The 12614-nt window shown below is 59.5% G+C and carries 10 protein-coding genes; 8 read left to right on the forward strand and 2 right to left on the reverse strand.

What is annotated here, in order from left to right; all coding sequences use genetic code 11:
* Nucleotides 1–393: 393 nt before the first annotated feature.
* Nucleotides 394–747 carry a hydroxyisourate hydrolase gene (uraH, locus tag NA647_RS14230; protein ID WP_256058279.1) on the reverse strand — a complete coding sequence of 118 codons (354 nt, stop codon included), beginning with the start codon at nt 745–747 and terminating at the stop codon, nt 394–396.
* 344 nt (nt 748–1091) lie between these two features.
* On the opposite strand from uraH, the gene puuE reads away from it, so the two are divergent.
* From puuE to NA647_RS14265, 7 genes are all read left to right on the forward strand, one after another.
* Entirely contained in the window at nt 1092–2024 is a 933-nt protein-coding gene (gene puuE / locus NA647_RS14235; RefSeq protein ID WP_256058280.1) for an allantoinase PuuE, read from the forward strand.
* Nucleotides 2021–2536 (forward strand): 2-oxo-4-hydroxy-4-carboxy-5-ureidoimidazoline decarboxylase, encoded by a 516-nt coding sequence (gene uraD / locus NA647_RS14240; RefSeq protein WP_181101947.1) that lies wholly within the window; start codon nt 2021–2023, stop codon nt 2534–2536. Before puuE ends, uraD begins: the two co-directional genes overlap by 4 nt.
* Nucleotides 2537–2684: 148 nt before the next feature.
* Nucleotides 2685–3197, forward strand: coding sequence for an ureidoglycolate lyase (locus NA647_RS14245; protein ID WP_256058281.1), 513 nt, complete (start codon nt 2685–2687; stop codon nt 3195–3197).
* A 150-nt stretch (nt 3198–3347) separates the two neighbouring features.
* On the forward strand, nt 3348–4601 hold the full coding sequence (locus tag NA647_RS14250; RefSeq protein WP_256058282.1) for a urate hydroxylase PuuD: 1254 nt from the start codon (nt 3348–3350) through the stop codon (nt 4599–4601).
* A gap of 170 nt (nt 4602–4771) precedes the next feature.
* Nucleotides 4772–6121, forward strand: coding sequence for a nucleobase:cation symporter-2 family protein (locus NA647_RS14255; RefSeq protein WP_256058283.1), 1350 nt, complete (start codon nt 4772–4774; stop codon nt 6119–6121).
* Nucleotides 6122–6454: 333 nt separating this feature from the next.
* Nucleotides 6455–7954, forward strand: a complete 1500-nt coding sequence (locus tag NA647_RS14260; RefSeq protein WP_272889694.1) for a uracil-xanthine permease family protein — start codon at nt 6455–6457, stop codon at nt 7952–7954.
* A gap of 74 nt (nt 7955–8028) precedes the next feature.
* On the forward strand, nt 8029–8832 hold the full coding sequence (locus tag NA647_RS14265) for an outer membrane protein OmpK (RefSeq protein WP_256058285.1): 804 nt from the start codon (nt 8029–8031) through the stop codon (nt 8830–8832).
* Nucleotides 8833–9032: 200 nt separating this feature from the next.
* Here NA647_RS14265 and NA647_RS14270 read toward each other — a convergent pair whose 3' ends face one another.
* Complete coding sequence (locus NA647_RS14270) at nt 9033–10964, reverse strand: methyl-accepting chemotaxis protein (protein ID WP_256058287.1); 1932 nt, start codon at nt 10962–10964, stop codon at nt 9033–9035.
* Nucleotides 10965–11153: 189 nt separating this feature from the next.
* Here NA647_RS14270 and NA647_RS14275 point away from each other — a divergent pair, with 189 nt between their 5' ends.
* The gene (locus NA647_RS14275) at nt 11154–12614 is read left to right on the forward strand and encodes a sensor domain-containing diguanylate cyclase (protein WP_256058288.1); all 1461 of its coding nucleotides are present in this window, start codon (nt 11154–11156) and stop codon (nt 12612–12614) included.

Consider the following 12614-nt stretch of genomic DNA (forward strand, 5'->3'; position numbering starts at 1 on the left):
CGCAGCTCCTGATGATGATTCTGACATGGGCTGTGCTGCTGGTGGACAGCCTCGCCGCGCACGGCGCCGCGCGCTGAATCAACCGCAGCAGCGCCGCCCTGTTCGGTGGTCCCGGAACGACATCGTTACTCAGCAGCCGCTAGATCACTCAGCTGCATGAGGGTTGTACTCCAACCGGCCATCCGATTCGCGAGCAAGCTCGCACCCACAAGCAGATGGTGCCTCGGTTCTCGTAGAGCGAGCTTACTCGCAACGAAGGGAGGCCTGGGTAGACGCCGGCCATTGAGCGTCAAAGACAAAAAAAACCCGCCATCAAGGCGGGTCGATGACTCAGAGAGTCAAGCTTTACGCATGGGAGAGCGTACTGCCGCTGTAGTTGCGGCAGTCAGCCGATCAGCTACCGCGATAAGTGGAGTAGCTGTACGGAGAAATCAGTAGCGGCACGTGGTAATGATCCTGCTCGGCGCTGATGCCGAAGCGCAACACGACGACATCCAGAAATGCCTGCTCGGGCAGTTGTACGCCGCGACCACGGTAGTAATCGCCGGCACTGAACTGCAGTTGGTAAACACCGGAACGGTAGTCATCCCCTTCCAGCAGTGGTGAATCGCAACGGCCATCAGCATTGGTCTGGCGCGTAGTGATCAGCTCGAGGCGCTCGCCTTCGACCCGATAGAGTTCGATGCGGATGTCGCTACCAGGGCAGCCGTGGGCGGCATCCAGTACGTGAGTAGTCAAACGTCCCATAGATTCTGGCATCGCGGATAAAACCGCTAATGCTCGCCTCCTCTTGTGATTGGTGTGGACTGGATTCGAGCATAGCATGCGCATAGGTTTTTGAAAGACAGTTTCTATAAAAATTGTACACAATTTATAGAGCTACAATCCTGACTGCCACGCTGCCGCTCTCCGATGCGCTATCCAGAGCGTGCACCTTCATGAAAGAGCGTGGAATCTCTACGACGCCAGCGACACGCGAGAAAATTTAGGATTGGTGATTTACAAACTGCAAAACGTTTTGTATACAATTGACCCATGGCGGTCGTACAGTAATTCACGGTGGCGACCCGTATTCAAATAAGGAATAACAAGTGAGCGCCGACTACCCTCGTGACCTTATCGGCTACGCCGAAAACCCACCCCATCCGCAATGGCCGGGCAATGCCCGCATCGCCCTCTCCTTCGTGCTCAATTACGAAGAAGGCGGCGAGCGCTGCGTATTGCATGGCGACAAGGAGTCTGAAGCCTTTCTCTCCGAGATGGTTTCTGCCCAGCCGTTTCAGGGCGTGCGTCACATGAGCATGGAGTCGCTCTACGAATACGGCAGCCGCGCCGGTGTTTGGCGCCTGCTCAAGCTATTCCGCAAGCACGATATTCCGCTGACCATTTTTGCCGTGGCCATGGCCGCGCAACGGCATCCGGACGTGATCAAGGCGATGGTCGCCGATGGCCACGAGATCTGCAGCCACGGCTATCGCTGGGTCGACTATCAGTACATGGACGAGGCCGAAGAGCGCGAGCATATGCTTGAGGCCATCCGCATCCTGACCGATATCACTGGTGAACGTCCGCTGGGCTGGTACACCGGCCGCACCGGCCCGAACACACGCCGTCTGGTACGCGAGGAAGGCGGTTTCCTCTATGACTGCGACACCTACGACGACGATCTGCCCTACTGGGACCCCGAATCCACTCCGGACAAGCCGCATCTGGTGATCCCCTACACGCTGGACACCAACGACATGCGCTTCACCCAGGTGCAGGGCTTCAACACCGGCGACGACTTCTTCAAGTACCTGAAGGATGCCTTCGATGTGCTCTATGCCGAAGGCACCGAGGGCGCGCCCAAGATGCTGTCCATCGGGATGCACTGTCGCCTGCTGGGTCGCCCGGCACGTCTGGCCGCACTGCAGCGCTTCGTCGAGTACGCCAAGAGTCACGAGCAGGTATGGTTCGCCCGCCGTGTCGATATCGCACGCCACTGGCACGCCACTCACCCTTTGAAACAGGAACCCGCCGCATGAGCCGTTTTCAGACTTTGCAGCCTTCCAGCCTCGACCGCGACGCGTTCGTTGCCGCCTTCGCCGACATTTACGAGCACTCGCCCTGGGTCGCCGAGCAGGCTTATGACAAGGGAGTCGATGCCAGTCTCGACGACATCGAGACGCTGCATGCACGCATGGCCGACATACTCTTGAGCGCGCCGCGTGAAACGCAGCTGGCGTTGATCAACGCGCACCCGGATCTGGCCGGCAAGGCCGCCGTGCGTGGCGAGCTGACAGCCTCCAGCACCTCGGAGCAGGCCGGCGCCGGCATCCATGAATGCACCGCTGAGGAATTCGCACGCTTCACCGAGCTGAACGAGGCCTACAAGGACAAGTTCGGTTTCATCTTCATCATGGCGGTCAAGGGCAGCAACCGGCACCAGATCCTGGCGGCGTTCGAGGAACGTCTGCACAACACCCCGGAGCAGGAATTCGACCGGGCAGTGAGCGAGATCAACAAGATCGCGCTGTTCCGTCTGCAGACGATGTGAGCAAAGCGTCGGAGGCGAAACCATTGGCTTCGCGGCAAGCCGCCGCGTAGCCAAGCAACAGAATGAAGCAAGCCTCTGCCATGCGCCGAGGGACGGGGTGAGAGTCTCATCCCACTCGAATAACAACGAACACACGAGTAACCCAGCCATGCGCATACTCAAGATCGAACCGTTGACCAAGGAAGCCTTCGCCCCTTTCGGTGATGTGATCGAAACCGAAGGCAGCGACTACTTCATGATCAACAACGGTTCCACCCGCCGCTATCACAAGCTGGCGTCGGTAGAGACCGCGCAGCCGGAAGATCAGGCCATCATCAGCATCTTCGCCGCCGATGCGTTGGAGATGCCGCTGGCCATTCGCATGCTCGAACGACATCCGCTGGGCAGCCAGGCGTTCATTCCGCTGCTCGGCAACCCCTTTCTGGTCGTGGTCGCGCCACTTGGCGATGCACCTGTACCGGGACACGTCCGCGCCTTCCGTAGCAACGGCAGGCAGGGCGTCAATTACCACCGCGGCGTCTGGCACCACCCGGTGCTGACGATCGAAAAGCGGGATGAATTCCTGGTGGTCGATCGCAGCGGTTCTGGCAACAACTGCGACGAGCATTTTTTTACTGAGGATGAGCTGGTTCTCCTCGACCCCCACCGGGACTCCGAGTAAGCGTCCGATTGTTACCGAGGGCCATCCCGGCGCGGCTGACGTGCACAGCCGACACCGGACATGCGTTTTCAGAACAAACGAGACACCTGCGACGAGTCGAATAAGAAGAAACATCGGTTGGTACGCCAGCCGTGCAAAGAGGTAATTATCGTGGAAGCACATCTGACCGAATGGCTGAACCTGAGTATTCGCTGGATTCACATGATCGTCGGCATCGCCTGGATCGGTGCATCGTTCTACTTCGTCTGGCTGGAAAACAACCTTAACCGTGCCAACCCGCGAGATGGCCTGTCCGGCGATCTTTGGGCGATCCACGGCGGTGGTATTTACCACCTGGAAAAATACAAACTCGCGCCTCCGCAAATGCCGGAGAATCTGCACTGGTTCAAGTGGGAGGCCTATACCACCTGGCTGTCGGGCGTCGCCCTGCTGATGGTGGTCTACTACCTCAACCCCAGTTTGTACCTGGTCCTGCCTGGCAGCGGCATGTCCCCTGCTACAGCGGTGGCCATCGGCTTCGGCTCGCTGATCGTCGGCTGGTTCATCTATGACCTGCTTTGCGACTCGCCGCTGGGCAAGAAGCCAGCGCTGCTCGGCCTCGTCCTGTTCGTTCTGGTGATCGCCGCGTGCTGGGGCTACTCGCAGATCTTCAGCGGTCGCGCTGCCTACATCCATACCGGTGCACTGATCGGCACCATCATGGTCGGCAACGTGTTCCGCATCATCATGCCGGCCCAGCGCGCGCTGGTCGCCGCCATCGAGCAGAACCGCACGCCCGACCCGCTGCTGCCGGCCAAAGGCCTGCTGCGCTCGCGTCACAACAACTACTTCACCCTGCCGGTGCTGTTCATTATGATCAGCAACCACTTCCCGAGCACCTACGGCAGCCAGTACAACTGGTTGATCCTGGCTGCACTCGGCGCGTTGTCGGTACTGGCTCGCCATTACTTCAACACCCGCCACGACAGCAACCGCTTCGCCTGGGCACTACCTGCTGCGGCAGTCGGCATGATTTGCCTGGCCTTCGTGCTGTCGCCGAATCGTCAACCCGCTGCACCCAACCTGGCCGCCACCTCCCCGGAGCAAGCGAGCATGTCGGCGCAACAGAGCGGTACTGCCGAGGCCGAGACCGTGGCCGGCAACAGCGAGTTCGCCAAGGTCAAGCAGGTAATCGACGAACGCTGCACCGTTTGCCACGCAGCCCAGCCGAGCAGCCCGCTATTCAGCGCGCCACCCGCCGGGGTCATGTTCGACACGCCCGAGCAGATCAAACTGCAGGCTGCGAAGATTCATGCGCAGACCGTCGCCAGCCAGATCATGCCGCTGGGTAACATGACCAACATGACCCAGGAAGAGCGCGACCTGCTCGGCGCCTGGATCGACAAGGGCGCGTCGATCAACTGATCGTGTCCGCAAGCCGCGCTTTCGAGCGCGGTTTTTTTTGTTCCCAGCCCTTCACTCACGAATAGCCGTAACAGGGTTCTGCCCTGCCAGAATCACAGCTCGAAAATCGGCCTCGCACGTTCAGCGGGGCCACGCGACATCCAATAACAAAAGCGTCCGAGGTGTTTTGCATGAACGATGTAACCCAGCGGGAAACCGCGCCCGTTACAGAAAAGCAGCTGCCTTTGCTGCAGATGCTGCTGGTGAGTTTTCAGCACGTACTGCTGATGTATGGCGGGGCCGTCGCCGTGCCCCTGATTGTCGGCCAGGCAGCCGGTCTCTCTCGTGAGGAGATCGCTTTCCTGATCAATGCCGATCTGCTGGTGGCGGGCATTGCCACGATCGTTCAATCCATGGGGATCGGTCCGGTCGGCATTCGCATGCCGGTAATGATGGGCGCCAGCTTCGCTGCGGTCAGCAGCATGGTTGTCATGGCCGGCATGCCTGGCGTAGGAATGACAGGTATCTTCGGCGCCACCATCGCTGCCGGCTTCTTCGGACTGCTGATCGCGCCTTTCGTCTCCAAGATTGTCCGCCTGTTTCCGCCGCTGGTGACCGGTACGGTGATCACCGCCATTGGCCTATCGCTATTCCCCGTGGCGGTGAACTGGGCCGGCGGCGGCAGCACCACTGGCCAATTCGGCGCCCTGCCCTACCTCGGCGTAGCAGCTGCGGTGCTGACCGTGATTCTTCTGATCAATCAGTTTATGCGTGGCTTCTGGGTCAACGTCTCGGTACTGGTGGGCATGGCGCTGGGTTACGTGCTGGCGGCCAGCCTGGGGATGGTCGATTTGTCGGGCATCAGCTCGGCGCCGGCGTTCCAAGTGGTCACGCCGAATCACTTCGGCGCGCCGCAATTCCTCCTCGCGCCGATTCTGTCTATGTGTCTGGTGGTGGTGATTATCTTCGTCGAGTCAGCCGGCATGTTCCTCGCGCTAGGCAAGATCACGGGACAGGACGTCGACCCCAAGCAGCTGCGCCGCGGTCTGCTGTGTGATGCCGGAGCAACTTTCTTTGCCGGCTTCATGAACACCTTCACGCATTCGTCCTTCGCGCAGAACATCGGTCTGGTGCAGATGACCGGCGTGCGTAGCCGCTACGTGACTGCGGTTGCGGGACTCTTCCTCATCAGCCTGAGCCTGCTGCCAAAGGCCGCGTTCATGGTAGCCTCGATTCCCGCAGCGGTATTGGGCGGTGCAGGCATCGCCATGTTCGGCATGGTCGCAGCCACGGGCATCAAGATCCTGCAGGAAGCCGATATCGGTGACCATCGCAACCAGCTATTGGTCGCGGTGAGCATCGGTCTAGGCATGGTGCCGGTGGTTCGCCCCGAATTCTTCGCGCATCTGCCGCATTGGATGGAGCCCATCACCCACAGCGGAATCGCCGTAGCCACCATCAGCGCTGTGACGCTGAATCTGCTGTTCAATGTACTCGGCGGGCCGGAGCGCAATGCGCTGACCGGTGCGACTCAACACTGATCGATAGTGAGGGCGCCGCGACGGAACGCGGCGCCATACCTATTTCGCGTCTCCTCAACCATCAACGAAACCTCGCCGCCGACTGCCACCCTGCCGGACACCACGCCACGCGCTAAACCCGGCCGCACTAGCCACCCATACGGCATCAGTCACGTTCCAGATCGCGCTCGTCGCAATTGTGCACAATAGTTAAATTAATTGTTTAACCTAATGTTCACAGGTTGCTATAGTCAACTCATCCTGACCGCCGAAACAACTTTTCTGCGACCAGCGATCGGGGTCCGTGCAACCCCAAAGCCCATGACCGAACAATAACTAATGGCAGGCTTGACCATGACCGCAACCGAATCCAGGAGCGGTGACGCTCCCAACCAGGACCTGATCTATCAACTCGAGGATCGCCCGGGTCCGCTTCCCGCCACCTTCGCCGCCGTCCAGCACGTGCTGGCCAGTTTCGTTGGCGTCATCACTCCAACCCTGATCATCGGCAGCGTGCTTGGCCTGGGCGAGTACGTGCCCTATCTGGTGAGCATGGCGCTGTTCGTGTCCGGCCTCGGCACCTTCATTCAAGCCAAACGAATTGGCCCAGTCGGCGCTGGCATGCTCTGCCTGCAAGGCACCAGTTTCGGCTTTCTCAGCGTGATCCTAGCGGCGGGCTTCATCGTCAAGGGTCGCGGTGGCAGCCCGGAAGAAATCCTGGCCACTCTGTTCGGTGTCGGTTTCTGCGCAGCATTCGTCGAAATCGCCGTCAGTCAATGCATAAATCGACTGCGCAGAATCATCACGCCGGTGGTTACCGGCACCATCATTAGTCTGATGGGTCTGTCGCTGATTAAAGTTTCGATGACCGATATTGCTGGGGGGTACGGGGCTGAAAATCCCGGTGCGCTACCGAATCTGATGCTGGCCGGGCTGGTACTCGGCACCATCATCTTGCTGAACCGTTTTGGTTTCCCCCTGCTGCGGCTATCGGCAGTGATCGTGGCACTGGCCGTCGGTTACTTTGCCGCCTGGATGATGGGCATGGTTGATTTTTCCAGCCTCGCCACGCTTCCAGCGGTCAGCGTGCCGCAGCCGTTTAGGTTCGGCTTCGCCTTCGACTGGATGGCGTTCATCCCAATCGCGGTCATCTTTTTGATCACCCCACTGGAGACGGCCGGCGACCTGACCGCCAACTCGATGATTTCGCGCCAGCCGGTCAAGGGCCCGCTCTATTTGAAGCGAATCAAGGGCGGCATTCTCGGTGACGGCTGCAGCTCGCTGTTGGCCGCCACCTTCAACAGCTTGCCGATGACCACATTCAGCCAGAACAACGGCGTGATTCAGCTGACCGGCGTTGCCAGCCGCCATGTAGGGCTGTACATCGCTGGCATCCTGATTCTGCTGGCATTGTTTCCTGCGGTTGGTGGCGTGCTGCAGTTGATGCCCAAGCCGGTACTCGGTGGCGCCACGCTGATCATGTTCGGTACCGTCGCCATCGCTGGGATCAAGATCCTTGCCGAAGCGGGCCTGAACCGTCGCAACATGCTCATCGTCGCCGTCTCACTGGGTCTCGGACTGGGCGTCGCCGCAGTGCCGGATGTGCTGAGCAACTTGCCTGATGTGTTGAAGAATATCTTCGGCTCGCCGATCACCATCGGTGCCTTCAGCGCAATCCTGCTCAATTTCTTCCTGCCCCGCGAACCGGAAGAAATGGACGACTATGACCCCGACAACCTGATCGAGGATTCGGTTGGCACCAATACCTTGGCAGTCAACATCCCGGATTACTCCAAGGACACAAAGAAGGCCACCAGCAACGATACCTCAGCGCACCTGACACCAACGGGCTGATCACCCTTGCGCCAGGGCACAACAGTGCCCTGGCAGCACTGCATTCACAACAACAAAACCAAAGGGCACTCCGCATGAACTTCAAACTCGCTCCTCTTTCGCTGGCGCTGGCCGGCAGCCTGCTTGCCGCTCCGGCCTTCGCCGAGATGCATTGGCAGAACAACAGCCTGACGTACCTGTACGGCAAGGATTTCAAGGTCAACCCACCGATCCAGCAGACGATCACGTTCGAGCATGCCAGCGGCTGGAGTTGGGGCGACATGTTCCTGTTCGTCGACAACATCTGGTACAACGGCGTCAGTGGCGGTGATGGACATACCTACTACGGCGAATTCAGCCCACGCCTATCGCTGGGCAAGATGACCGGTCAGGATATGTCCTTCGGCCCGATCAAGGACGTTCTGATTGCCGCTACCTACGAGCGCGGCGAGGACCGCAACCGTAACTACCTGCTCGGGCCGGCCGTCGACCTGTCTGTTCCTGGTTTCGATCGTTTCAATGTCAATGTCTATTACCGCAAGCCCGACGGCATTACCGGCAACCCCGGCGGCCAGTGGCAGATCACCCCGACTTGGGCGATGACCATTCCGGTCGGTAAGTCCGATATCCTGTTTGACGGCTACATCGACTGGGTAGTCAACGATGCCGGCTCCGAGAGCCGCGGCGATTTCGTCTCGAAACACCTGCACATCAACCCGCAGATCAAATACGACCTGGGCAAGGCGATGGACGGTGAACCCGGCAAGCTCTACGTGGGTATCGAGTACGACTACTGGGCCAACAAATACGGCATCGAGGACGGCGGGCCTCTGAGCGAGAACGTCGTCGGCCCAACCGACCAAAACACCTTCAGCCTGCTGGTGAAGGCGCACTTCTGATCGCCTGCTGTTACGTAGGATGGGGTGATGGGTTATCACCCCATCCCTCAAACAGCTAACGAACGAAACCCCGCGAATCCAGACTGGAACGCGGGGTTTCGTTTTTACGAGTACTTTTATTTCTGATCGGAGCTAGCTGTGCCCTGCTTGCCCCTTTCATGATTGAAGGACGCCGGTTTTCACCGGCGCCCTTTCGCTCATCACAACTTGAAGCTTCCCATCTGCCGGCTCAGGTCGTCCGCCAGGCGACTCAACGCGTGGCAGTCCTCGCGGCAGCCCTGTACATCACTGGCGGTCGCTTGGGCGAGGTCGGCGATGCCCTGGACGTTGCGAGTGATTTCTTCGGTCACGCTGCTCTGCTCTTCGGTCGCTGCCGCCACTTGGGCATTCATGTCGCTGATCGCTTCCACCTGCTCGGTGATCGCGTTCAATGATTGACCGGTACGCTGGCTGGCCTGCACACCGGTGCCGGTGGCTGCTTGCCCGGCATGCATCGAGCTGACAGCATTGTCCGCACCGCTCTTGAGACCCTGAATCATCTGCTGGATCTCATCGGTCGATGCCTGGGTGCGGCTGGCCAGCGTACGCACCTCATCGGCGACAACCGCAAAACCGCGCCCCATCTCTCCGGCACGTGCCGCTTCGATGGCGGCGTTAAGCGCCAGCAGATTAGTCTGCTCCGAAATGCTGCGGATCACCGCCAACACTTTGTCGATGGATGCAACCTGCTGAGCAAGGTCGGTCACCGATTCAGCGGCACGACCGATCTCACCGGACATTTTTTCAACGTGCGCGATGGACTCACCGACTACGCTGCCCGCTAGCAGCGCTTCGTCACGCGCACCCTGCGACGCCTGTGCCGCACTACTGGCGTTACGAGCGATCTCCTGCACCGTCAGGCCCATTTCGTTGACGGCCGTGGCGACCATGTCGGTCATCTCGTTCTGGCGCTCGGCACGGGTTGCGGTGTTGTCGACCACTTCCGCCACCTGCCCCACCGCGGTACGCAACTGCTGGCTGGTACTCAGCACGTCGCCGATGAGGCCGCGCAGACTGCCAATGAAACGGTTGAAACCACGTGCCAGATCACCCAGCTCATCGGCACGGCTCTCGTCCAGCCGACGGGTCAGGTCGCCGCCACCGCCACCGATTTCCACCAGCGCCGAGGTCACCTGACGGATAGGCCGAACCAGCCCGCGTGCCAGCAGCACCACCAGCCCTAGGAAGAAGAGCGCGATACACGCGGCGATCAGGCTGATGGTCCACAGCGTGCGTCGCGCTTCACCGAAGATCTCCGCCTCGGGAACCTCGCTTACCAATAACCAGCCCAAGCCTTCGATCGGTTGAGCCACTGCAAGGATGACCTCGCCGTCACGCTCGAAACGTATCGCCTTGTTGCCGCCAGCAAGCAGTTCCTGGGCCGCTTGCGCACTGGTCAAGGTGCGAAGCTCGGTACGATCATTGTGCTCGGTAGCCGGATGGACCTTGACCCGGCCATCGCTGCCGACCAGATAGACATTCCCACGCTCGCCGAAACGGAAATTGCTGATCAGCTCGGACATGCTTTTCAGGCTGTACCCTAGCCCCGCCACGCCGAGCGTCTTGCCGCCGGAACTGATGCGTTGATTGATGAACAGCGTTGGCTGGCGTGAGGCCTTGTCGATGTCGATCTCGATGCGCTGTTCGATATTGCCGTCGATCAGGCTGTAGAACCAACTGTCGGCAGCAGCACCGCGGTTGAGCGTACGCGACAGGCCCGTCTCGGAGTAGTAGTTGCCGCTCTCCAGCACCACGACCGAGGTCGTCAGCGCATTCTGCTGCATCTTCACGCCGTCGAGGTAGCGACTGATCGCGGCCGCCCGGTCCGCACTCTCGCCATCGCGCAACCACTCCTGCACGAAGGTATTACCGGCGATGCCGCCCGTCGCGGTGATAGGCTCCGCCAGGGTGCGTTGGATATCGTTACGGATCGCGGTGACGTTGGCTGGCAGCGCTTCTCCGATCAGATAGCGTTCTGCCAGACGGTTGACCGCCGAAGAATAAACGGCGATTACGATCAGAATGCTTGTGAGCAGGGCCGCCCCCATACTTATGATCAACTGCCACTGAATACTGCGTCGCATGAAAGACATGGAGGTATCTCGCTTTGTTTTTTCTTAACGTACACATTTAATTGCTGAAATGTATACGAAATATTAGCTTCTAGAGCTTAAATGGCTATCGGCCATGTTTTCGATGCCTTTAGATACCGTCCGGCGGCTCGGCAATTGCGCTCGGGCTAAGCGCCTCGCCAGCATTAGTCGGGCTCACAAGGGGAATGGATGTATCAACCGAATCTGAAGCAGACCACGCTGCTGACGTTGCTTGCCTTCATCATCGGGCTAGGCTTCTTGATCGCGACCATCGCCAATTACTTCGCGTCACGTGACACCATCCGCCACAGCATCATCGGCACCGAGCTTCCCTTGACGGCAGACGTGATCTCCCTGGAGCTGCAAAAGGAGCTGGTCAAGCTGGTTCAGGTCTCTTCCGCCATGGCCGACGATCCGTTACTGCTCGACTGGGTGGATCAGGGTGAGCGCAACACGAAGCTGATCACTCGCTACCTTCAAGCCATCAAGAAGCGTTACGACACTTCAAACGCCTTCTTCGCCTCTGATCGCTCGCAGATCTACTACACCGATGATGCACACCAGCCCATGCGGCCCGATGAGCCGGCGCACCACTGGTTCTACCGTTTCGAAGGTGCCGGGACGCCTTGGGAAGTCGTCGTGGATGTCCGGCGTCTGACCTTGTTTCTCAATCATCGAATGACAGCAAGTGATGGCTCGTTCCTCGGTGTGGCCGGGGTTGGTATGAGCCTGGATCGCATGCGTCATTTAATGGATACCTATCAACGGCGCTATCAGCGCACTATCTACTTCGTCGATAGCCAGCAGAACGTCGTCGTAACCGGTAGCGAAGCCGGCTCGGAAGATATTCCGCGCGGTGCTCATCTGGGCGATATCCCTGCGCTGCACGGCCTCAAGCAGCAATTGCGCGAACTGCGTACCGGTTCGTTCCTCTACCGGAACGACGGCGAGCAGCATTTCATCAACATCCGCTACATCCCTGAATTGAACTGGTATCTGATGGTGGACAAGCGCGAAAGCAACGTCATGGCGCCAGTACAGCGCACCTTATGGATCAATCTGCTGATCGGATTCAGCGTCATGGTGATAGTGCTCGGGCTGGTGGGCTCGATCAGCCGCCGCTATTTGCAACGCATCGAAGCCATGGCCATCCACGATGCGCTAACCGAGTTGCTCAACCGGCGCGGCTTCGGCCTGGTCGCCGAGCAGGCGATGCTTGAAGCAAAACGCCAGCGTAGCGACCTTTGCGTACTGATCTTGGATCTCGATCATTTCAAGACATTCAACGATACCTACGGCCACCTCGGCGGCGACTTTCTCTTGCGCAGCTTCGCCAGGCTACTGGCCCGGCAAATACGCCAGAGCGACTTGATATCGCGCTGGGGCGGCGAAGAGTTCGTGATCATGTTCAAAGACACCGAACTGGCCACCGCGCTGGCGCTAGCGGAGAAAATCCGTGCAGCCACCGAGGCTGCAACATTCGACTTCGAAGGCACGCCATTGCGAGTGACGGTCAGCATAGGCGCGGCCCAACTGTTACCGGGCGGTAACCTGGAGTCGCTATTGGGTGACGCCGATCGGGCCCTGTATCGGGCGAAGAACGGCGGACGCAACCAGGTCTGCAGCGCAGCGGGCACAGCCGACAGGTGA

Source organism: Stutzerimonas stutzeri (assembly GCF_024448985.1).
Classification (GTDB): domain Bacteria; phylum Pseudomonadota; class Gammaproteobacteria; order Pseudomonadales; family Pseudomonadaceae; genus Stutzerimonas; species Stutzerimonas stutzeri_AP.

Coding starts and splice junctions, on each gene's coding strand:
- NA647_RS14255 (WP_256058283.1), top strand. CDS start 4,772: ATGAACGATGTAACCCAGCGGGAAACCGCGCCCGTTACAGAAAAGCAG.
- NA647_RS14270 (WP_256058287.1), bottom strand. CDS start 10,964: ATGTCTTTCATGCGACGCAGTATTCAGTGGCAGTTGATCATAAGTATG.
- uraD (WP_181101947.1), top strand. CDS start 2,021: ATGAGCCGTTTTCAGACTTTGCAGCCTTCCAGCCTCGACCGCGACGCG.
- NA647_RS14245 (WP_256058281.1), top strand. CDS start 2,685: ATGCGCATACTCAAGATCGAACCGTTGACCAAGGAAGCCTTCGCCCCT.
- NA647_RS14260 (WP_272889694.1), top strand. CDS start 6,455: ATGACCGCAACCGAATCCAGGAGCGGTGACGCTCCCAACCAGGACCTG.
- uraH (WP_256058279.1), bottom strand. CDS start 747: ATGGGACGTTTGACTACTCACGTACTGGATGCCGCCCACGGCTGCCCT.
- NA647_RS14265 (WP_256058285.1), top strand. CDS start 8,029: ATGAACTTCAAACTCGCTCCTCTTTCGCTGGCGCTGGCCGGCAGCCTG.
- NA647_RS14275 (WP_256058288.1), top strand. CDS start 11,154: ATGTATCAACCGAATCTGAAGCAGACCACGCTGCTGACGTTGCTTGCC.